The organism is Nocardioides sp. Z43_10 (genome assembly GCF_059766615.1).
In genome coordinates, this window is sequence record NZ_JCBAJY010000005.1 from 36,442 (window position 1) to 56,989 (window position 20,548).

Below are 20,548 nucleotides of genomic sequence, written 5' to 3' on the forward strand. Positions count from 1 at the left end.
TCATGCGCACTCGCGCCACTGAGGAGGAGGGCCAGGTCTACCCGGCCCTCCTCCTCGCGGTCATCGGCGGGTTCGCCATTGCCGTGACGTTCGTGGCCCTGCAGAATCTTCTCGACCAGACCGGCCGAGCAGACACCGCGGCGGACGCGGCGGCCCTGGCAGTGGGAGCCGAGCACAAGGACCACGTCGAGTCGATGCTCAGGCTGGAGTCGGTCTTCGGCACCGGCGGGAGCCTCACCACCTTCCTCCAGAGCTTCGGATCCGCGCCCGCCGTTCAGGTTGCGGCGCGAGAGTACGCCGAGGCGAACGGTGCCGAGGTCGACGGCCTCGTCTCCTTCCGGGGCTACGACCCGGTGAAGCGCCAGTGGACCTACGAGGTGACCACCCGTCAGCTCGACACGGTCAAGGGCGGCGACGCCGAGGCCCGCTCCCGGAGCCGCTCGAAGGTCGCGGTCGCGATCTCGGGAGGCCTGTGCAGCGATCTGAGCGGCTTCATGATCGGCGGCTCCTGCATCGGGCTGACCGAGTACCTGGAGTCCTGCGTGGAACCACCTCCGCCACCGCCGCCACCTCCGCCGCCGCCGAGCCCCTCGGACCCCCCGGGCCCCGGCGGCCCGAAGGAGACCCAGAAGCCTGAGCCGGAGGAGCCCGAGGAGCCGGAGCCGTTCGAACCGGCCGGCTTCTGCGCCACGAACCTTGGTGATCTTCTGCAGTGGGACATCCACCTCATCCAGTGACACCGGCACCCCAGCGCCACACGGCACACCTAGTCAGGAGACGCACCATGTACCCATTCGGAGGCCGGAGGCGGCGCGGGGAAGACGGCGCGACCACCGCCGAGTACGTCGGCATCCTGGCCTTCGCGGCGCTCCTGGCGATCGCGGTGATCGGCTTCACGACCCCGATCTCGGGGCAGAGCAAGCAGATCATGTCGAGCGCCTTCTGCAAGATCGGCGGGACGCTGGGCGGTGCCGGCTGCTCCAACAGCGAGCTGCCCTCCTACGTCCCCACCAAGTGCACGGTGTCCTCCAACGGCAAGCAGTACGGCGGCTCGGTGTCGGTCATCGCCACCGTCGGCGGCGACAGCGGCTACACGCTGCTGAAGATCCGGGAGCGCCAGGACGACGGGTCCTTCAAGGACACCTATGTCGTGAAGACGTCCGGGGAGGTCAACGCGAACTACGAGTTCGGTCCCAAGGCGGGGGCTGACGTCAACACCGGCGAGGGCGGCGTCGACGCGAGCAAGGGCGCCAGCGTCAAGATCTCCGGGAGCATCAGCACCGGGAGCAACTTCAAGTTCGACTCGCTGGAGGAGGCGCGGGAGTTCGCCGAGAAGAACAAGGACAACTTCGGCGGGGCCATGGGCGGCGTCGAGGGCGGGCCCGAGGCGGAATCCACCTACTACCAGGCCGGCGGAGGCGCTGAGGTCTCGGGTGACGCGGGGCCCCTGAAGGGCTCGGCCGGCGGCAAGGCGGTCCTCGGTGTGGAGACGTTCAAGAACGGAAACACCAAGTTCAAGATGGCACTGACCGTTGACGCAGCTCTCAAGCTGGGCATCCCCGTCCCCTCGGAGATGATCGCGGCGAGCGCCTCGGGCAAGATGAGCCTCAGCGTGATGACGGACGTGACGTTCGACAAGGACGGCAAGCTCGTCTCGATGGCCGGCGAGATCTCGGGCCAGGCCAAGGGGTCGGCGAACGTCCAGCTCGGTCCCGGCCACGGCAAGCCGGAGCCCGGCACCACCAACGACGTGTTCAACCTGCCGAGCCTGACCCTGGGAGCCGGCGGCAAGGTCTCCCTCGGGTTCTCGACGACGTTCGACGACGAGGGACGCAGCCAGCTCTCCGACGCGGTGGGGAACTTCGTCACCGGCGGCGGGCTCGACGAGGACGCCCAGGCGGCGATCAACGACCAGTTCCGCAACCACTCGCAGTACACGTTCACGCAGGGCACGGTGGACGAGAGCCGAGAGGAGTGGGGCGGTAAGGTCAAGGTGATCGCAGTCACCGTCGGCGCCGAGGGGCACGTCGTGACCACCGACGAGACGACGACCGGCGGCTGGTACTACAACCCCGTCACCGGCACCTGGGAGGAGAACCTCGCATGCGGATGACCTCGAGGGCACGTGCGCTGCTCGGTGCGGCTCTCGCGTCGCTGGTGATGCTGACCGGTTGTGGTGGAGAGGACGTTGAGGTGTCGGACGCATTGGTCTCGACCGCCCCCGATGAGTTCCGGATCGTCGAGGAGGACGGAGCGTCCTACGCGGCGGGTCACGGGATCGTGGTCAAGATGGCCGATGACTGGGTCGACTACGACCCCGAGATCGAGAGCGTCGAGGGCACTACCTGGGAGTGGGCCGTCGGCCAGCCGATCGAGACGACGCCGTTCCCCGCCGGACTGCAGTTCTCGATGGGCCAGCCCGACAAGGGCGCTCAGCTGGATGCCGGGATGGCCACCGCGGCCGAGAAGATCGCCGAGCTCTCGTCCGGCTACGAGCTCCTGGACAAGGGCGAAGCGGACGTGCCGGGTGCCGAGGCAGCCGAGTTCCTCAGGTTCCGACGGAACCTGGACTACAACGGTGAGGAGTACCCGGTGGAGCAGGTGACGCTGATGATCCAGCTGTCGGACGACACCTCCTCCAGCATCCGCTTCATCGCCCCCGAGGGGGAGTGGGACTCGCTGATGAAGAAGGCCTACGACTCCGTGAAGGTCACCGCGGGATGATCACGCGCCCGATCGCGGTGACCCGTGGGGTGCTGGCGGCAGCCGCCATCGGCGTGGTCGGAGCCGGGATCGTCATCCTCGGCTTCTCCGTCGCCGGGGCGGATCGGACGATCAGCGACGTCCAGGGCGTCGGCTCCCGGGTGAACGTGCTGTGGTGGGGCTCCACCGCCTTCGTGGCCTGTGCCGCGATCCTGGCCGGTGTCATCGCCGGTGGGATGGCGTTGACGGGGGCGGGGCTGTCCTCGCCCGGACAGGCGGTGCTCACGGTGGCGACACCCCTGGCGCTGCTGACGGCGGCGAGCGTGGGGACCGCCTCCGGCCTCGGCTGGCTTGCCGACCGCACGGCGATGCCGGTCGGGGTGGGGTGCGCCATCGGCTTCGTGGGGGGCGCGCTCTACGTGATCCAGCGAGGCGTCATCGACCAGTCCTCGCAGTTCTCGACCCACCAGGAGCTTCCTCCCAGCAGAGCATGGGGAAGTCGCTGAGCGTGACGAGACGAACGTGCCGGTCACCGTGGCCGCGGTGAGCCGCCGAGACCGCCGGCGGCGCCTGCTCGTCTCGGTGCTTGCCGGCCTGCTGGTGGCGTTCGGGCTGGTCGCCCCGGGTCGGGCGAGCGCGCCGACCGACGCGGACCTGCGGGTGCTGGTCGTGCTGGACGTCTCGGGATCGATGCAACGCGACGGCGGGCACGGGCAGTCGCTGCTCGACGGCGCACGCCGGGCCCTCTCGGAGCTGGCGTTCTCGCTTCCTCGCGCCTCGAGCATGGGGCTGCGGGCCTACGGCTCGGACTACGCCGGCGACGACCGGGCCGAATCGTGCCGCGACTCGCGGCTGCTGGTGCCGCTGGCCCCGACCAGGCCGGCCCGGGTGGTCGCCGCGGCCGGTCGCCTGAGCCCCACCGGCGACACCCCGATCGGGTACGCCCTCACCCGGGCCGCCGACGACTTCACCCAGGGCGCCGGAGCGCGGGACGTGATCGTGCTGATCAGCGACGGCGAGGACAACTGCAGCACCCGTCCGCCGTGCGAGATCGTGAAGGACCTGAAGCGCAACGGCCTCGAGGTGCGCATCGAGACCGTCGGTGTCGCGCTCGGCCGGACCGGCAAGGCCCGCAGTCAGCTGCGCTGCATCGCCGACGCCACCGGCGGGGACTACTACGACGCCGAGAACTCCGACGCGCTCAGCGCGGCGCTGCGGCGGATCAGCCAGCAGGCGACGGGCCGGCTCGGGACCGGGCGTGCCGTCGAGGCGAGTCCGCGACGGGCGAAGGCCAGGATGATCACGCCCGGGGCCTACCGGATCACGCTGGCGCCGGGTGGCTCCGCCTGGTTCCGGTTCGACGCGCCGGTCGGCGCCCGGCCCCGGGTCCTCGCCACCATCGAGGGCGGTGAGCGGACGACGATGCCGCGAGAGCTCAGCAGGTGCCCGTCCTGGCGCGCCGAGCTGCGCAACCGGGCCGGCGAGGGCTACGTGTACCCGCCGTACGGCAACTCGGGAGTCTTCGACGGCGTGGACTTCGGCTCGACGGGAGCCTCCACCTCCCATCCGCTCGAGGAGAGCTCGACCGGCATCGACTACGCGGGCCCGTGGACCATCCGGCTGGCGCTGGGCGTCGACCGGGAGAACGAGCTTCTCGAGTGTGCCAAGTACCTCGCGCCGCGCCGGTACAACGTCCGGTTCTCGCTGGACTACGACGGCCTGGATCCGCAGTCCGAGCAGTCCGAGCAGCCGGTGGACCCGGGGGAGCCGGTGACGCCTCATCCCGACCCGAGCACCGCGCCCGTCCCCTCGCCGAGCGTCCCGCCGGCGTCACCGGGGCCCTCGGCTGCCGACAAGTACCGGCGGCCCGTCTCGGAGTCGGAGGCGCCGACGTGGCGCGCGCCGGTGCTCGCCGGCTTCCTGGCCGTCGGCACGATCGGGCTGGGGGTGCTGCTCTACCGGATCAGACGGCGTCGCGCGCGCGGCTGGTGAAGTCGATCCGGGACCCCTGGGTGAGACCCCAGGTCTCGAACGCCCCGGCCTCGGCCTCCAGGACGCCCTTGCTGCGCCATGACCACGGTCCGAGCCGTCCCGGCTGCATGGTGGCGACATGGATGGCGACGTGCTCCTTGTCCAGGTAGGCGACGTCGATCGCGAACTTCATCCGATAGGTGTGCACCTGCCGCGCCGGGGCCAGCCACAACGCGCCCTCCAGGCCGGTCCGGCCCAGGAGGCCCTTGCTGCGCGTGCGCGCGGTCGTGGCGAGCTCCACGAAAGCGACGTCACGCCCGTCGACGGTGAGGCGGTGCACGAAGAGTCCCCCTGCTTGGTGTTGGTCGGTTCCGGCTGGTCCTCTCGCTCACGGACCGCTGGTGTAGTCCGTGGTGCCGCCCGTCCAGTTGGCGGTGTCCGAGTGCGACGGATCGTGACGCCAGTCGGATTGGGGGCTGCGCCGCACCAGGTCTCCGCGGCGGATCCGCCGGAAGACCGAGACGAACAGCGCCAGCACGCAGCCGGCGACGACCACGAAGACCCCGGCGATCAGGCCCACGATCCCAACGACACTCAAGTCCATGGCCAGTCCTCTCGTCACGGGTCAGTGCGCACAGGCTACGGGCAACGCGCTACTTTCGGGCGGTGAGCGTCGAGGTGTTCGTGCCGGTCGAGCGGATCGGGCGGTGGGTGGCCAACTTCGGCCAACGGCACGGGACCACCGCGCTGGCCTGCTCCGACGGTGCTCTGCGGGGGGTGGCCGAGGACGGGTCCACGTTCGCGGCGCGCCTGCCCTTCGCCGCGCCGTACGACGGGGAGCCGGGGGCCGAGGGCCTCGCCGAGGCGTGGCGCCCTCCCGAGTCGTGGGGGATCCTGCTCGTCCGCAGGGGCGGATTCGCCGTCGCCCGACTGGCCGGGGACAGCATCGTCGCGTCCAAGGTGGGCCAGCGCCACGTCCAGGGGCGGACCAAGGCGGGCGGACAGAGCCAGCAGCGCTTCGCCCGCCGGCGCGACAACCAGGCCCGCCAGGCCTACGAGGCGGCGGCCGAGCATGCCGCGCGGCTGCTGGTCGCGGTGCCCATGCTGGTGACCGGAGGGGACCGTCCGGCAGTCCGGGAGGTGCTCGAGGACCCGCGCCTGGCGCACCTCGAGGTGGTGGCGCCCTGGCTCGCCGTACCCGACCCGCGGCGCGGCGTGCTGGAGAGCGCGGTGCGCGACGCCTGCGCGATCCGGGTCGAGGTCACCAACCGCGGCTGAGAGTGCCGGGACAGGCCGGCCTCCGTCGTGGAGATCTGCGGCGATCCGAGGCCGCGTTCTGTCAGGATGTGCCCATGTGGCAGCCCGAGCCCGGCTGGCGCCGCCTCCCGGCGGGCCCCTCCGCGTCGACGCAGGGAGTGTGGGCGTTCGACGAGGCGGGCCGGGAGCTGGTCGCCAAGCGGCTGCGCGCCCCGGGCCCCGACGACCCGGCTGAGCTCTCGGACCCGCGCCACCCCGCCTACTGGCGCCGCGAGGCCGACGCGGCCCTCGACCGGGGGACCGAGCGGACCCCCGGGCTGCGCAGCGCGGCGGCGCTCCGGGTGGACGAGGACCACGAGGGCGTCACGCTGGTCCACGAACTGGTCGAACTGGCGGACAACCCCGGCCTGTTCACGGCCCGCGCCCTGGGACGGTTCGCCGGTGCGCAGCTGGGGGAGCGGCCCTGGCTGAGCCGGGGACAGCTGCGCAGCCGGCTGCGTCCGGTGGAACGCCGCGGCGGTTGGACGGTCCTCGCCCGAACCACGGTCGCCGACGTGGCCCACCATCTGTGGTCGCGGCGCGAGGTGCTCCTCGCGCGCCTCGACGAGCTTCCGCAGGTGGCGCAGCACGGCGACCCGGTGCCGGCGAACCTGCGCGGGCGGCACGGTGACGACGTCATCGCCATCGACTGGTCGGCCCTGGGCCAGGGACCCGTCGGCGCCGACCTGGGCTACTTCGCTCTGTCCACCCGGGAGTCGCTCGAGCCGCTGCTCGCGGCGTACCTGGACGGGCTGCCGAGCGGGCTCGCCACCGCCGAGCAGGTGCTGCTGGCGGCGCGGGCGGTGTCGGTCTTCACGGTGCTCACCCGCGCCGACTGGGCGCTGTCCCGCGCGGCCGACGGCGAGGGCGCGCTGGCCGGGAAGTTCCGGCACCCCTCGGTGGCGCCGGCGCTCCAGGCCCTGCAACGGCAGGCGGCGCACATCGAGGCGCTGTTGTGAGGGGCGCCGTCCCTGTTGCTTTCACGAGTTAACTCGTGAAACCCGCACATCCCACGTGAAGGAACACGTGGGAAGTGCGGGTTTCGTGTGGCCAGTGGCCTCGAGCGGGAGGGTGCGGCGACTAAGGGGTGCGCACGGCCCAGGTGTCGCAGCTCTCGAGGGTGCCGCGCTCGTAGCCGGTGCGGAACCACTTCATCCGCGACGCCGCGGAGCCGTGGGTCCAGGACTCCTCGTTGGTCTGGCCCTGGGTCTTCTGCTGGATCCGGTCGTCGCCCACCGCCTCGGCCGCCTCGATCGCCAGGCGGACGTCCTCGTCGGTGACCTCGGCGAACAGCCGGGACCCGGCCGCGTCCTCGGTGGAGGTGGCGGCGGCGGTCCACATCCCGGCGTAGCAGTCGGCCTGCAGCTCCAGGCGTACGGCGTCGCTGCGCGGGCCCTGCTGGGTCCGGACCCGGCCCATCGTCCCGCTCAGGTTCTGCAGGTGGTGTCCGTACTCGTGGGCGAGCACGTACGCCTCGACGAAGCCGCCGTCCGGGCCGCCGAGCTGGCGCTCCAGGACGGTGTCGAAGAACGCGGAGTCGAGGTAGATGCCCTGGTCGGCGGGGCAGTAGAAGGGGCCGACCGCCGAATCGGCGCGACCGCACGCGGTGTCGACCGCGCCGGTGAACGTGGCCATCGTGGCGGGCCGGAAGGCCACGTCGCCCTGCCGGGGCAGCGTGTCGGCCCAGTAGTCGTAGAGCGAGTTCTCGATCGCCACCCGGGCACAGTCGGCGCTCTCGTTAGCGTCCGCGCCCGTGGTGCAGCCGGCGTAGCGCTCCCGGTCGGCCTGCGCGACCCGGCTGGTGTCGACGCCCGACGTCGCCGTACCGCCCCCACCCTCGCCGCCGCCGACCAGCTGCAGGACGACGAAGACGATGATCAGCACCACCACGCCGCCGATGCCGCCGCCGGCCACCCCGCCGGGGATCGGCAGTCCGCCGCTCGCGCGGGCGGAGCGGCCACCGCCGCCGCGGTTGGAGACGCGGCCGGTGTCGAGACGGGCCTTGGGGTTGAAGCGCATCTGCGCATGATCGCACCCCGCTCTGGCGATGCGGGACGGGCCCGCGCCAGCGCGTAGGGTGGAGACGATGATGCGCGCGGGCCGATCGGCCTCCCGATGGCCCCGCATCCCTTCCCAGCCTGCAGAAAGCTCACATGATCACGGCTCAGCAACTCGAGGTGCGCGCCGGTGCGCGCCTGCTCATGGAGAACGTCAGCTTCCGGGTCGCGGCCGGTGACAAGGTGGGTCTCGTCGGGCGCAACGGCGCCGGCAAGACCACCCTCACCAAGATCCTCGCCGGTGACGCGCTGCCCGCCTCCGGCCAGGTGCTGCGCTCGGGCGAGATCGGCTACCTGCCCCAGGACCCGCGCATCGGCGACCCCGAGGTGCTCGCGCGCGACCGGATCCTCTCGGCGCGCGGGCTCGACGACGCCGTACGGCGGATGCGCCAGTCCGAGGAGCAGATGGGCAGCGACGACCTGAAGGTCCGCGAGAAGGCGATGCGCCGCTACACCCGCGCGGAGGCCGACCTGCACGCCGGTGGCGGGTACGCCGCGGAGTCCGAGGCGGCCCAGATCGCGAAGAGCCTCGGCATCGAGGACCGGCTGCTCGGCCAGCCGCTGAAGACCCTGTCCGGTGGCCAGCGCCGCCGCGTCGAGCTGGCCCGGATCCTGTTCTCCGAGGCCGAGACGCTGCTGCTCGACGAGCCGACCAACCACCTCGACGCCGACTCCATCGTCTGGCTGCGTGAGTTCCTGCGCACCCACAAGGGCGGCCTGATCGTGATCAGCCACGACAACGGGCTGCTCGAGGCGACGGTCAACAAGGTCTTCCACCTGGACGCCAACCGGGCCGAGATCGACATCTACAACATGGGCTGGAAGGCCTACCTCACCCAGCGTGAGACCGACGAGCGACGTCGCAAGCGCGAGCGGCAGAACACCGAGCGCAAGGCCAGCACGCTGATGGACCAGGCGAACAAGATGCGGGCCAAGGCGACCAAGGCCACCGCCGCCCAGTCCATGCTCAAGCGCGCCGAGAAGATGATGGCCGGGCTCGAGGGCGAGCGTCAGGCCGACCGGGTGGCGAAGATCAAGTTCCCCTCGCCCGCCCCCTGTGGCAAGACCCCGCTGATGGGCACCGAGCTGTCGAAGTCCTACGGCTCGCTGGAGGTCTTCACCGACGTCGATCTGGCCATCGACAAGGGCTCGCGGGTCGTCATCCTCGGCCTCAACGGCGCCGGCAAGACCACGATGCTGCGGATCCTCGCCGGCGTCGACCAGCCCGACACCGGCAAGGTCGTCCCGGGCCACGGAGCGAAGCTGGGCTACTACGCCCAGGAGCACGAGACGCTGGACGTGAACCGGACGGTGCTGGAGAACCTGCGCACCGCCGCACCCCAGCTCGCGGACGCCGAGGCACGCTCGGTGCTGGGCTCCTTCCTCTTCTCCGGCGACGACGCCAACAAGCCGGCCGGTGTGCTGTCCGGTGGCGAGAAGACCCGTCTGGCCCTGGCCATCCTGGTCGTCTCCAGCGCCAACGTGCTGCTGCTCGACGAGCCCACCAACAACCTCGACCCCGCTTCGCGCGAGGAGGTGCTCGCCGCCATCCGCAGCTACGAGGGGGCGATCATCCTGGTCACCCACGACGAGGGTGCGGTGCGCGCCCTCGAGCCGGACCGGGTGCTGATCCTGCCCGACGGTGAAGAGGATCTCTGGAGCGACGAGTACGCCGACTTGGTCAGCCTCGCCTGAGCTGAGCCGGGCTGAGCTGAGCCGGGCGGGTGCGGCGCGGGCAAGGTGAGCCCAGCCTGACCTGCGGCCCGGTGAGGGGGCTTCCTAGACTGCGGCCCATGACTCCCGAACAGCTCACCTCCGCCGGCCTGCGTCTCGAGATCCAGGGGCCGGTGGCCACCCTGACGCTGAACCGGCCGGAGGCCCGCAACGCCCAGACGCCCACCATGTGGCGGGCGATGGCGCAGGTGGGGGAGTCGCTGCCCGAGGACGTCCGGGTGGTGGTCGTGCGCGGCGAGGGGCACAGCTTCTCCGCGGGTCTGGACCGCAAGATGCTCGACCCCGCGGGCGGGGACGGCGAGGAGACTGTGGCCTCGTTGCTGGCGCTGCCCGACGAGCAGATCTCGGCGACCATCGACGACTACCAGCGCGGCTTCACGTTCCTGCGCGACCCTCGCTTCGTCTCGATCGCCGCGGTGCAGGGATACGCCATCGGCGCCGGCTTCCAGCTGGCCCTCTCCTGCGACCTGAGGGTGCTCGCCGACGACGCGCAGCTGTGCATGAAGGAGTCCGCGCTGGGCCTGGTGCCGGACCTGACGGGAACAAAGCCGCTGGTCGAGAGCGTTGGCTACTCGCGAGCACTCGAGATCTGTGCCACCGCACGGATGGTGGGGGCCGCCGAGGCAGCGGCGATCGGGCTGGCGACGGCCGTCGTGCCGGCGTCCGAGCTGGACGCGGCGGTCGCGGACCTCACCGCCGCGCTGACCGCACCGATGGCGGGTGCGGTGCGTGAGACGAAGACCCTGCTGCAGGGGGCAGCGGACCGGAGCCTGGACGAGCAGCGCCGCCTCGAGCGTGAGGCGCAGGCCCGCAGGTTCCGTGAGCTGGCCCAGATGATGCAGGGATGACGACACCGGCCTGACCAGACCGGCTAGACGAAGCAGCAGGGCTGTTCGCGGCCCGGAGGAGGGGCCATGTCCGGCATGCAGGGGATGGGCCCGGCGTTCCGCAACCTGCGCACCGATCGCAGTGTGGCCAAGGCCAAGGTGGAGCGGGGCACGGTGCGCCGCATCCTGCAGTTCGCGCGCCCGCACCGGCGACTGATCGCGCTGTTCCTGTCGCTGACCGTCGTCGACGCCGGCCTGGTGGTGGTGACCCCGCTGCTGGTGCAGCGGATCATCGACGACGGGATCCTCGGCCACGACAGCACCCTGATCACCGTGCTGGCGCTGGCGATGGTGGCCACCGCGGTGCTCAGCGCCCTGCTGGCCGTGCTGTCGGGGTTCCTCTCGGCCAGGATCGGCGAGGGGCTCATCTACGACCTGCGCACCCAGGTCTTCGCGCACGTGCAGCGCCAGTCGCTGGCGTTCTTCACCCGCACGCAGACCGGCGCCCTGGTCTCGCGCCTGAACAACGACGTGATCGGGGCGCAGCGCGCCTTCACCTCCACCCTGTCCAGCACCGTGTCGAACACCATCTCGGTGTTCGTGGTGGGCATCGCGATGTTCGTGCTCAGCTGGCAGGTCACGCTGCTGTGCCTGGCGACGTTCCCGATCCTGCTGATCACCTCCCGCTGGGTCGGCAACCGGCTGGCCGGTCTGACGCGGCAGCAGATGGACGGCAACGCCGACCTCGGCAACGTCATGACCGAGCGGTTCAACGTGGGCGGCGCGATGCTGCTCAAGCTGTTCGGGCGTCGCGCCGACGAGGACGCGCTCTTCGCGCAGAAGGCCGGCCGGGTGCGCGACCTGGGCATCCGGATCTCGCTGATCACCCGGGTCTTCATGGCCACGATGATGGCGGTCCCGGCGCTGGCCACCGCGCTGGTGTACGGCGTGGGCGGGCATCTCGCGGTCCGCGACCAGCTCACCATCGGCACGCTCGGGGCGCTGGCCACGCTGCTGCTGCGCCTGCTCGGGCCGTTGCAGGGGCTGTCCAACGTGCGCATCGACGTGATGACCGCGCTGGTCAGCTTCGACCGGGTCTTCGAGGTGCTCGACCTGCCGTCCCTGGTCGCCGAGAAGCCGGACGCAGTCGCGCTGCCCGCCGGCGCCGCGCGCCTGGAGTTCGACCGCGTCGGCTTCCGCTACCCCGGCGCCGAGGAGGTCGGCATCGAGTCGCTCGAGGGCGTCGCGCGCCGCGACACCCGCGACAACGGGCCGGTGCTGCACGACGTCAGCTTCCGCGCCGAGCCCGGGCAGATGATCGCCCTGGTGGGCCCCTCGGGGGCCGGCAAGACCACCGTCACGCACCTGGTGGCGCGCCTGTACGACGTGACCGAGGGCGCCGTGCGTGTCGGTGGACACGACGTGCGTGACGTGACGCTGCAGTCGCTGGAGGACGCGGTCGGCTACGTCACCCAGGACGCGCACATGTTCCACGACACCATCCGCGCCAACCTGCTCTACGCCCGGCCCGGCGCCGACGACACCGAGATCTGGCGCGCCCTGGAGGCCGCCCAGGTGGCGTCGCTGGTGCGCAGCCTCCCCGACGGCCTGGACACGGTGGTCGGCGACCGCGGCTACCGGCTCTCCGGTGGTGAGCGCCAGCGGCTCGCCATCGCCCGGCTGCTGCTCAAGGCGCCGGCGATCGTCGTCCTCGACGAGGCGACCGCCCACCTCGACAGCGAGTCCGAGGCCGCCGTGCAGCGGGCCCTGGACGCCGCCCTGGAGGGGCGCACGTCGCTGGTGATCGCCCACCGGCTCTCCACCGTGCGCCACGCCGACCGGATCCTGGTGCTCGAGCAGGGCCGGATCGTCCAGTCCGGCACGCACACCGACCTGCTCGCCCAGGGTGGCCTGTACGCCGACCTGTACCGCACGCAGTTCGCCGTCCACGACGGCGACCGGGTGGGCTGAGCGGGTGGGCTGAGCGAGGCCCTGCGCCTCGACGGGGTGAGTAGGCTCCCCGGCATGGACCTCCAGCTGCGCGAGCGCGTGTACGTCGTCACCGGTGGAGCCCGCGGCCTGGGTCGCGCGAGCGCCGAGCGTCTGGTCGCCGAGGGCGCCCGGGTGGTGCTCTCGGGGCGCAGCGCCGACTCCCTCGACGAGGCCACGGCCGCGCTGGGCGAGGCGTCGCTCGGGGTCCGGGCGGACAACGCCGACCCGGACACGCCGGCGCGCCTGATCGCCGCCGCCCGGGAGCGCTGGGGGCGTCTGGACGGCGCGCTGATCAGCGTCGGCGGACCGCCCAAGGGCACGGTGGCCGACACCGGGGACGCGGCTTGGACCCGGTCGTTCGAGACCGTCTTCCTCGGTGCGGTCCGGCTGCTGCGCGAGATCGGCGCCGAGCTGTCCGACACCGGCGCGCTGGCCGTGGTGCTGTCCTCCAGCGTCCGCGCACCGCTCGCGGAGATGGCGCTGTCCAACGGGCTGCGCCCCGGGCTGGCGATGGTCGCCAAGACGCTGGCCGAGGAGCTGGGGCCACGGGGGATCCGGGTGAACGGACTGCTGCCCGGGCGGATCGCGACCGAGCGGGTCGCCGAGCTCGACGCCTCCGCACCCGACCCGGCCGCGGCCCGGGCCGCGGCGCTGGCCAGCATCCCGCTGGGACGCTACGGCGAGCCGGAGGAGTTCGGCCGGGCCGCGGCCTTCCTGCTCTCGCCCGCCGCGTCGTTCGTGAGCGGCGTGATGCTACCGGTCGACGGAGGCATGCTCCGCGCCCTGTGAGTCCTCGCCGGGGGACTCCTGGGCGGGCTCGTTCTTGCGCTTGGCCTTGCGCCACTCGTCGTAGCCCAGGTAGCAGAAGCCGAACACCGCGAGCACCCCGAAGAACCACCACTGCAGTCCGTAGAAGAAGTGTGGGCCGTCGCCGAGCTCGGGCAGGTCCGAGGGGGTGAGGGACTCGGCGGGCTCCGGGTCCTCCGAGGAGAGCTGCAGGAAGCCGCCGTACACCTCCCGGTCCAGGGCAGCACCGATCTCGGTGCTGGAGATGGCGCGCGTGGACTGGTTGGCGACCTTGGTGCTGTCGCCGGTGGCGTCGCCGCGGGCCCAGCCGGTCACCTCCACCTCGCCCGAGGGGGGCTGCGCAACCTCGGCGGCGTCGATGCCGCGGTTGTCGGTGGGCATCCAGCCGCGGTCCACCAGCAGGGCGGTGCCGTCCTCGGTGACCAGGGGGACGACGACGTTGATCCCGGACTTCCCGTCGCGGGTGCGGTAGCGCACGATCACGGTGTCGTCGGTGTCGTAGACCCCGGTCGCGGTGAGCCGGGCCCACTCGTCCTCGGAGCTGACGGCGCGACCCGGTGCCAGGACGTCCTGGACCGGGCGCGGGGTGGCGGTCTCGTTGCGCTCGACGACCTCGTTGCGGTCCTTGCGCTCCTCGAGCCGGTCGAACTGCCACCCGCCCAGCCACCACGCGCCGTAGGCGAGCAGCGCGACGGCGATGGCGAAGAGCGCCCACCGCCTGCTGAGGAACAACCGCATCCGATCCACCTCCCCGAGGGTAGTCGCGCGCGACGGGCGACTCGCGACCGGTCCCCGCCTACTGTGAGGTCCGCTTCACACCTAGACTGAGGCAATGAGCAGTGACCCCGTCACGACCTACGCGCTCGAGGACCGATTCGGCCGGGTGGCCACGGACCTGCGTGTCTCCCTGACCGACCGGTGCAACCTGCGGTGTTCCTACTGCATGCCGGCCGAGGGGCTGGACTGGCTACCCGACGAGTCGGTGTTGACCGACGACGAGATCGTGCGGCTGGTCCGGATCGGCGTGGAGAGACTCGGGGTCCAGGAGGTCCGCTTCACCGGCGGGGAGCCCCTGGTACGCCGCGGGCTGGTCGACATCGTGCGCCGCAGCCGTCTGGCGGGACCGGACCTGGAGCTGTCGGTGACCACCAACGCGCTCGGCCTGCGCCGTACCGCCCACACGCTCGCGGAGGCGGGGCTGAACCGGGTCAACGTGAGCCTGGACAGCGTGCGCGCCGAGACGTTCGCCGCGATCACCCGCCGCGACCGGCTCGACGACGTCCTCGCCGGCCTGGCCGCCGCGCGCGACGCCGGGCTCGGACCGGTCAAGGTGAACGCGGTCCTGCTGCGCGGGGTGAACCACGACCAGGCGCCCGAGCTGCTGCGCTGGGCGCTCGGCGAGGGTTACGAGTTGCGCTTCATCGAGCAGATGCCCCTGGACGCCCAGCACGGGTGGAGCCGGGAGCTGATGATCACCGCCGACGAGATCTTCGCGATGCTCGAGCGCGAGTTCGTGCTCACCGCCGCGGTGGAGCCGCGGGGGAGCGCACCGGCCGAGCTGTTCACCGTGGACGGCGGACCCGGCACGGTCGGGGTCATCGCCAGCGTGACGCGGCCCTTCTGCGGGGACTGCGACCGGGTCCGGCTCACCGCCGACGGCCAGATCCGCAACTGCCTGTTCGCGCGCGAGGAGTCCGACCTGCGGGCCTCCCTGCGCGGCGGAGCCTCCGACGACGAGATCGCCCGCCGCTGGGTCGCCGCGATGGCGGGCAAGCGGGCCGGGCACGGCATTGACGACCCGCTGTTCCTGCAGCCGGACCGCCCGATGTCGGCGATCGGCGGCTGAGCCGCCGGCCCGACCCTGCGCCGGCTCGGATCAGAGCGCCTCGACGTCGCGCAGGAACCCGCGCGCCTGGAGGAAGTCGCCCAGGGACGTGCGGTGCTGCGCGCACGCCAGCCAGGTCTTGCGGCGCTCGGGCGTGTGCAGCTTGGGGTTGTTCCACAGCAGGGCCCACACCGCGTCCTGCGGGCAGCCCTTCGCCGAGCAGGTCAGCGGTGCGTCCACCGGGGCGATCTCGGCAGCTTCGGTCTCGGGGGGCGCGCTCAGGGGATCGGGCATGGCGCCAGCCTAGAGACGGACGATGCCGGACAGCCACGGGGGAAGCTGTCCGGCATCGCGATTGCCGGCTCAGACGGGGGAGACCGAGCCGACGAGGGTAATTCTTGCACGGCCCTCAGCGGTTTTCTACCGCTGCGGGCCCAACGTGACGGGCCCCTCGTCGGCCCGCTCCGGGCCCGGAGAGGGGCCGGCTGCCGAGCGCGCGGACACGCCGGTCAGGGGCGCGGCGGGAGCTGTGTCGAGCCGGTGGTCCCGCTGCCCAGCTGGCGGTCGATCGGACCGCCCTCGGGGACCTGGAAGTCGTCGCGGCGACGGGGGGCAACGTTGGCCATCACCACCGCGACGTAGGGCAGCACCACCGCGCCCGCCACCAGGGTCCAGCGCAGCCAACCGTCGGCGACGACCGCCCCGATGAAGCAGACCGCGCGCAGCGACATCGAGTACAGGTAGCGGCGCTGGCGCGCGGCGATCTCGTCGGCGCGGTTCGTCCCCGCACTGGTGATGCGCACGGGCTCGGAGTCCCGGCGACGCTCGCGCTCGGCCATCGCACCATCGTACGTCGCTACGATCGTCGAGCCGCCCGGGACCAGCCTGGACCGACACCGCACGGAGGACCCCATGACCGACCGCACCTACCGCGTCACCGAGATCGTCGGCACCTCGCCCGACGGCATCGACCAGGCGGTCCGCAACGGCATCGCGCGCGCCTCCCAGACCCTGCGCCACCTCGACTGGTTCGAGGTCACCCAGGTCCGCGGGCAGGTCAAGGACGGCCAGGTGGAGCACTTCCAGGTGGGCATCCGGCTCGGCTTCCGCCTCGAGGACGACTGAGCCGGCGTCCCACGGCCCGGGCGGCGAGGTGTTTAGGGCTACGCGCGGGTAATCGCTAGCGTCGCTGGACGTGAGCAGATCAGTCCTCGTCACCGGCGGCAATCGCGGCATCGGCCGCGCCATCGCGGAAGCCTTCCTCGCCCAGGGCGACAAGGTCGCCGTCACGACCCGCAACGGGGGAGCCCCGCAGGGCGCCCTCGACGTGCGCTGCGACGTGACCGACCCCGCCGCGGTGGAGGCGGCCTTCCTGAGCGTCGAGCAGGCGCACGGTCCGGTCGAGGTGCTGGTGGCCAACGCCGGCATCACCTCCGACACCCTGCTGCTGCGGATGTCCGAGGACGCCTGGTCCTCGGTGATCGAGACGAACCTGACCGGCTCCTACCGGTTGGCCAAGCGCGCCGCCAAGGGCATGCTGCGCCAGCGCCGCGGCCGGATCATCTTCGTCTCCTCGGTGGTCGCGATGCTGGGCTCGGCGGGCCAGGTGAACTACGCCGCCTCCAAGGCCGGGCTGATCGGCATGGCGCGCTCCATCGCCCGCGAGCTGGGCAGCCGTTCCATCACCGCGAACGTGGTGGCTCCCGGCTTCGTGGAGACCGACATGACCGGGGTGCTCACCGACGAGCAGAAGACGCTCATCAAGACCCAGGTGCCGCTGGGCCGCTACGCCACCCCGGACGAGGTGGCGTCGGTCGTCGCCTTCCTCGCCTCCGACGCCGCGGCGTACGTCACCGGGGCCGTGATCCCGGTCGACGGCGGCCTGGGCATGGGGCACTGACCAGGCCGGACCCGGCCGACAGCCAAGGAGAGGGAGCAACACACATGGGCATACTCGAGGGCAAGCGCATCCTGGTCGCCGGAGTCACGATGGACTCCTCCATCGGCTTCGCGACCGCCCGGGTCGCACAGGAGCAGGGCGCGACCGTGCTGATCTCCAACTTCGGCAGGGCGCTGGGGATCACCCGGCGGATCGCCAAGCGGCTCCCCGTGGAGCCGCCGGTCCTCGAGCTCGACGTCACCGACGACGAGCACCTCGCCCGGCTGCCTGACCTGGTGCGCGAGCACGTCGACGGCCTGGACGGGGTGGTCCACTCGATCGCCTACGGCAACCCCGAGACGCTGCTGGGGGGCGACTTCATGCAGGGGCCCTGGCCCGACGTGGCGCAGGCGCTGCAGGTCTCGGCGTTCTCGTTGAAGTCGCTGACCGCCGCCTGCCTGCCGCTGATGCCGCAGGGCGGCTCGGTGGTCGGGCTGACCTTCGACGCGACGGTGGCCTGGCCCGCCTACGACTGGATGGGCGTGGCCAAGGCCGGGCTGGAGTCGTGCTCGCGCTACCTCGCCCGCGACCTCGGGCCCCAGGGGGTGCGCTGCAACCTGGTCGCCGCCGGACCGCTGAGGACGCTGGCGGCCAGGGCGATCCCCGGTTTCGAGGAGCTGGAGTCGATGTGGAGCACCCGCGCGCCGCTGGGCTGGGACGAGACCGACCAGACGCCGACCGCCAAGGCCGTCTGTGCGCTGCTCTCGGACTTCTTCCCCGCGACCACCGGTGAGATCGTGCACGTCGACGGCGGCTTCCACGCGATGGGCTCCTGAGCGAGCGCGCTGTCGCCACCGGCGCGGGTAGTGGCAGGATTCGGGGCGTGCCCGAGAACCGCAGTCTCGTCCTGATGCGACATGCCCAGGCCGAGGGCCACGCCGCCTCCGACGCCGCCCGCGACCTCACCGCGCGGGGGCGCGAGGACGCCGCCCGGGCGGCCGGCTGGCTGAGGTCGGCCGGCTTCGTGCCCGACCACGCCATGGTCTCGGCCGCGACCCGGACCCGGTCGACCTGGGCCGAGCTGGCCGAGACCGCAGGTTGGCACCTGGAGCCGGAGGTCGAGGCAGGGCTCTACTCAGCCGGACCCGAGACGGCGCTGGACCTGATCCGGCTGGCGCCGGCCTCGGCGCGCTCGGTGATCGTGGTGGGACACAACCCGACCATCGCCTACCTCGCCCAGATGCTCGACGACGGCGAGGGCGACGCGCAGGCCGGCGCGGCGATGGCGGGCGGCTACCCGACCGCCGCGGTGAGCGTCTTCGCCTACGACGGGGACTGGGCCGACCTCGGCTTCGCGACGGCGCGGCTGGCGGGGTTCCACGACGGGCGCGGCTGAGCCGCTTCGGGTCACCCGAGCGGGATCACACGGGGGGTGAGGGGGTCACGATGCCGGCCTCGGCGTCGGCGGCCTCGACCTCCTCGCGGGTGATCCCCAGCAGGTACATGATCGCGTCCAGGTAGGGCACGTTGACCGAGGTGTCGGCCGCCTCCCGCACCGCCGGCTTGGCGTTGTAGGCGATGCCGTGGCCCGCGGCGTTGAGCATGTCGAGGTCGTTGGCCCCGTCCCCGATCGCCACCACGCTGGACTCCGGCACGCCGACCTCGGCGGCGAACTCGCGCAGGGCCTGCGCCTTGCCGGCCCGGTCGACGACCTGGCCGACGATGCCGCCGGTGAGGCGGCCGTCGACGATCTCGAGCTCGTTGGCCCGGGAGAAGTGGATCCCGAGGTCGGCGGCGAGCCGGTCGGTGATCTGGCTGAAGCCGCCGGAGACGATGGCGAACCGGTAGCCCAGCCGGCTCAGCGTGCGCACCATCGTCCGGGCCCCGGGTGCGAGCTGGATCGCGTCGTACACCTGGTCGAGCGCCGAGGCGTCGACGCCGCGCAGCAGCGCCACCCGCGAGCGCAGCGACGCCTCGAAGTCGAGCTCCCCGCGCATCGCGGCCTCGGTGACGCGGGCGACCTCCGCCTCGCAGCCGGCGTGGGCGGCCAGCATCTCGATGACCTCGCCCTGCACCAGGGTGGAGTCCACGTCCATCACGATCAGCCGCATCCCGCGCCGGATCAGGCTGGCCGGCTGCACGGCGACGTCCACGCCTTGGCGCGACCCCTCGGGGGCGAGCACCGAGCGCAGGGTGGCCGGTGCGACGCCGGAGACGTGCAGGTCGATCGCGGTGACCGGGTAGCGGGCCATCCGCACGATCCGGTCGATGTTGCCCCCGACGTCGGCGATCCGCCCCGAGATGGCGGCCATCGCGTGCGCGTGCAGCGGGGCGCCGAGGACGGTCACGTGGGAGCGTCCCTGCTTGCGCGCCTGGTTGTCGCCGGTGCCGCGCTCGATCGAGACGTGCATCCCCAGGAAGGCGGCGCTCTCCTCGACGGCGGCGGCGAGGCGCTTCCAGTCCCGCGGGGCGGTGACCAGGACCCCGAGCACCAGCTGGCCGCGCAGCACGATCTGCTCGACGTCGACGACGTCGACGCCGGTGTGGGCGAGGGTGGAGAAGATCGTCGACGTCACTCCGGGCCGGTCGATGCCGGTGAGGGTGATCAGCAGGGTGTTGGGGGCGTCCTGGGTCATGGCAGGACGAGGCTATCGCGGCCCGGGGACTCAGCCCGGCGGCCACACCTCCGGTGAGCACGCCGCGACGAGCCCGCGGCGGGCGGCGCGCTCCAGGGGGCGCAGCGCCTCGCGGCGCAGCTCGATCTCGTGGGCGGTGACCGCGGCGCCGTCGTCCTCGAGCGCCAGCTCCACGATCCCCGCGGCGAGCAGGGCGCGGCCGGCGAGCTCGACGCAGCGCGGGGGCACCCCCGGCGGGGCGTCGGGCAGCCGGAGCCGGCGCAGGTTCATCAGCTCGTCGGCGACCTCCGGGCGCCAGCGGGCCACGTCGAGCGCGGCCAGCGACTCGGCGGCGGCGATGATGGCGGCGCGCAGCCCGCGGTCGGCCTCGCCGACGTCGGGGAGCTGTCGGCGCGCGGCCGGGTGGGCGACCCAGGTGACCACCCGACCCACTCGCTCGGGGACCAGCCCGAGGTCACCCGCGAGCACGGCCTCGCCCGCCTCCAGGGCGGCCGCGTTGAACGCGGCGGGCCCACCCAGACCCACCGGGTCGCCCTCCGCCGGCAACGCCAGGCCGAGCCCGTCGACGCCGCGGGCGCGCAGCCCGGCCAGGGACTCCAGGAGCGGGCGCGGCTGAGCGTCGTGGGGGAGGCCGGGCGCCGTCTCGCGGACCAGGTGGGCGGCGTCCTCCCCGCCGAGCACGACGTCGAGGAGCTGGTCGGCGACCACCTGGCCGCGCAGCCAGGCGGTGCCCCACCAGGCGAGGACGGCGGATTCGGGCAGCGAGGCGCTCACGGGCGAAGACCCTACGCGGGGCTCGGAGGGGGATGGATAGGGTGAGC

At 72.4% G+C, this 20,548-nt stretch carries 24 protein-coding genes; 16 read left to right on the top strand and 8 right to left on the bottom strand.

The annotated features are described in order from the left end of the window. The first annotated feature begins 2 nt into the window (after window positions 1-2). Genes AC6EI4_RS10465 through AC6EI4_RS10485 form a run of 5 tightly spaced genes read left to right on the top strand, consistent with a single transcriptional unit; the run spans window position 3 to window position 4,695 of the window. Complete coding sequence (locus tag AC6EI4_RS10465; RefSeq protein ID WP_498451406.1) at window positions 3-737, top strand: hypothetical protein; 735 nt, start codon at window positions 3-5, stop codon at window positions 735-737. A gap of 47 nt (window positions 738-784) precedes the next feature. Then, window positions 785-2,113 (top strand): hypothetical protein, encoded by a 1,329-nt coding sequence (locus tag AC6EI4_RS10470; protein ID WP_498451407.1) that lies wholly within the window; start codon window positions 785-787, stop codon window positions 2,111-2,113. Continuing rightward, entirely contained in the window at window positions 2,104-2,724 is a 621-nt protein-coding gene (locus AC6EI4_RS10475; protein WP_498451408.1) for a hypothetical protein, read from the top strand. Before AC6EI4_RS10470 ends, AC6EI4_RS10475 begins: the two co-directional genes overlap by 10 nt. Beyond that, window positions 2,721-3,209 (top strand): hypothetical protein, encoded by a 489-nt coding sequence (locus tag AC6EI4_RS10480; RefSeq protein ID WP_498422945.1) that lies wholly within the window; start codon window positions 2,721-2,723, stop codon window positions 3,207-3,209. Before AC6EI4_RS10475 ends, AC6EI4_RS10480 begins: the two co-directional genes overlap by 4 nt. A gap of 37 nt (window positions 3,210-3,246) precedes the next feature. Continuing rightward, window positions 3,247-4,695 carry a vWA domain-containing protein gene (locus tag AC6EI4_RS10485; protein ID WP_498451409.1) on the top strand — a complete coding sequence of 483 codons (1,449 nt, stop codon included), beginning with the start codon at window positions 3,247-3,249 and terminating at the stop codon, window positions 4,693-4,695. On the opposite strand, the gene AC6EI4_RS10490 is transcribed toward AC6EI4_RS10485, so the two are convergent. Both AC6EI4_RS10490 and AC6EI4_RS10495 read right to left on the bottom strand, forming a co-directional pair. After that, window positions 4,667-5,014: a DUF192 domain-containing protein gene (locus AC6EI4_RS10490; protein ID WP_498451410.1), complete on the bottom strand. Its 348-nt coding sequence runs from the start codon at window positions 5,012-5,014 to the stop codon at window positions 4,667-4,669. The genes AC6EI4_RS10485 and AC6EI4_RS10490 overlap by 29 nt on opposite strands. A 48-nt stretch (window positions 5,015-5,062) precedes the next feature. Further along, entirely contained in the window at window positions 5,063-5,278 is a 216-nt protein-coding gene (locus AC6EI4_RS10495; protein WP_498451411.1) for a hypothetical protein, read from the bottom strand. 62 nt (window positions 5,279-5,340) lie between these two features. Between AC6EI4_RS10495 and AC6EI4_RS10500 the strand changes: the two genes are divergently transcribed. Both AC6EI4_RS10500 and AC6EI4_RS10505 read left to right on the top strand, forming a co-directional pair. Further along, entirely contained in the window at window positions 5,341-5,952 is a 612-nt protein-coding gene (locus tag AC6EI4_RS10500; RefSeq protein WP_498451412.1) for an acVLRF1 family peptidyl-tRNA hydrolase, read from the top strand. A gap of 74 nt (window positions 5,953-6,026) precedes the next feature. Beyond that, window positions 6,027-6,929: a phosphotransferase gene (locus AC6EI4_RS10505; RefSeq protein ID WP_498451413.1), complete on the top strand. Its 903-nt coding sequence runs from the start codon at window positions 6,027-6,029 to the stop codon at window positions 6,927-6,929. A gap of 121 nt (window positions 6,930-7,050) precedes the next feature. Here the strand turns inward: AC6EI4_RS10505 and ypfJ are convergent, their stop codons facing one another. Continuing rightward, window positions 7,051-7,989: a KPN_02809 family neutral zinc metallopeptidase gene (ypfJ, locus tag AC6EI4_RS10510; protein ID WP_498422937.1), complete on the bottom strand. Its 939-nt coding sequence runs from the start codon at window positions 7,987-7,989 to the stop codon at window positions 7,051-7,053. Between the two features lie 134 nt (window positions 7,990-8,123). Here ypfJ and AC6EI4_RS10515 point away from each other — a divergent pair, with 134 nt between their 5' ends. The 4 genes from AC6EI4_RS10515 to AC6EI4_RS10530 all read left to right on the top strand — a co-directional run bounded on the left by AC6EI4_RS10515 (window position 8,124) and on the right by AC6EI4_RS10530 (window position 13,369). Beyond that, window positions 8,124-9,722, top strand: coding sequence for an ABC-F family ATP-binding cassette domain-containing protein (locus tag AC6EI4_RS10515; protein ID WP_498422936.1), 1,599 nt, complete (start codon window positions 8,124-8,126; stop codon window positions 9,720-9,722). Window positions 9,723-9,820: 98 nt separating this feature from the next. Continuing rightward, window positions 9,821-10,609: an enoyl-CoA hydratase/isomerase family protein gene (locus AC6EI4_RS10520; RefSeq protein WP_498422935.1), complete on the top strand. Its 789-nt coding sequence runs from the start codon at window positions 9,821-9,823 to the stop codon at window positions 10,607-10,609. A 66-nt stretch (window positions 10,610-10,675) separates the two neighbouring features. Continuing rightward, a complete protein-coding gene (locus tag AC6EI4_RS10525) occupies window positions 10,676-12,559 on the top strand; it encodes an ABC transporter ATP-binding protein (RefSeq protein WP_498451414.1) in 1,884 nt (627 codons plus the stop codon). Between the two features lie 54 nt (window positions 12,560-12,613). Continuing rightward, window positions 12,614-13,369, top strand: a complete 756-nt coding sequence (locus AC6EI4_RS10530) for an SDR family oxidoreductase (RefSeq protein WP_498422932.1) — start codon at window positions 12,614-12,616, stop codon at window positions 13,367-13,369. Here the strand turns inward: AC6EI4_RS10530 and AC6EI4_RS10535 are convergent. Next, a complete protein-coding gene (locus AC6EI4_RS10535) occupies window positions 13,334-14,125 on the bottom strand; it encodes an SURF1 family cytochrome oxidase biogenesis protein (protein WP_498451415.1) in 792 nt (263 codons plus the stop codon). The genes AC6EI4_RS10530 and AC6EI4_RS10535 overlap by 36 nt on opposite strands. A gap of 94 nt (window positions 14,126-14,219) precedes the next feature. Between AC6EI4_RS10535 and moaA the strand changes: the two genes are divergently transcribed. Continuing rightward, window positions 14,220-15,233, top strand: a complete 1,014-nt coding sequence (gene moaA / locus AC6EI4_RS10540; RefSeq protein ID WP_498422930.1) for a GTP 3',8-cyclase MoaA — start codon at window positions 14,220-14,222, stop codon at window positions 15,231-15,233. A gap of 30 nt (window positions 15,234-15,263) precedes the next feature. Here moaA and AC6EI4_RS10545 read toward each other — a convergent pair whose 3' ends face one another. Beyond that, complete coding sequence (locus AC6EI4_RS10545; RefSeq protein ID WP_498422929.1) at window positions 15,264-15,506, bottom strand: hypothetical protein; 243 nt, start codon at window positions 15,504-15,506, stop codon at window positions 15,264-15,266. Between the two features lie 215 nt (window positions 15,507-15,721). Further along, window positions 15,722-16,051 (bottom strand): DUF3099 domain-containing protein, encoded by a 330-nt coding sequence (locus AC6EI4_RS10550; RefSeq protein ID WP_498451416.1) that lies wholly within the window; start codon window positions 16,049-16,051, stop codon window positions 15,722-15,724. Between the two features lie 73 nt (window positions 16,052-16,124). Here AC6EI4_RS10550 and AC6EI4_RS10555 point away from each other — a divergent pair, with 73 nt between their 5' ends. From AC6EI4_RS10555 to AC6EI4_RS10570, 4 genes are all read left to right on the top strand, one after another. After that, a complete protein-coding gene (locus AC6EI4_RS10555; RefSeq protein WP_498422927.1) occupies window positions 16,125-16,337 on the top strand; it encodes a dodecin in 213 nt (70 codons plus the stop codon). 70 nt (window positions 16,338-16,407) lie between these two features. Beyond that, window positions 16,408-17,112 carry a 3-oxoacyl-ACP reductase FabG gene (gene fabG, locus AC6EI4_RS10560; protein ID WP_498422926.1) on the top strand — a complete coding sequence of 235 codons (705 nt, stop codon included), beginning with the start codon at window positions 16,408-16,410 and terminating at the stop codon, window positions 17,110-17,112. 44 nt (window positions 17,113-17,156) lie between these two features. After that, entirely contained in the window at window positions 17,157-17,927 is a 771-nt protein-coding gene (gene fabI, locus AC6EI4_RS10565; RefSeq protein WP_498422924.1) for an enoyl-ACP reductase FabI, read from the top strand. A 47-nt stretch (window positions 17,928-17,974) separates the two neighbouring features. Beyond that, on the top strand, window positions 17,975-18,487 hold the full coding sequence (locus AC6EI4_RS10570) for a SixA phosphatase family protein (RefSeq protein ID WP_498422923.1): 513 nt from the start codon (window positions 17,975-17,977) through the stop codon (window positions 18,485-18,487). Window positions 18,488-18,512: 25 nt separating this feature from the next. On the opposite strand, the gene serB is transcribed toward AC6EI4_RS10570, so the two are convergent. Both serB and AC6EI4_RS10580 read right to left on the bottom strand, forming a co-directional pair. Then, window positions 18,513-19,727, bottom strand: a complete 1,215-nt coding sequence (gene serB, locus AC6EI4_RS10575; RefSeq protein WP_498451417.1) for a phosphoserine phosphatase SerB — start codon at window positions 19,725-19,727, stop codon at window positions 18,513-18,515. Window positions 19,728-19,757: 30 nt separating this feature from the next. Next, the gene (locus AC6EI4_RS10580) at window positions 19,758-20,501 is read right to left on the bottom strand and encodes an Rv1486c family protein (protein WP_498422920.1); all 744 of its coding nucleotides are present in this window, start codon (window positions 20,499-20,501) and stop codon (window positions 19,758-19,760) included. Window positions 20,502-20,548: the final 47 nt, after the last annotated feature.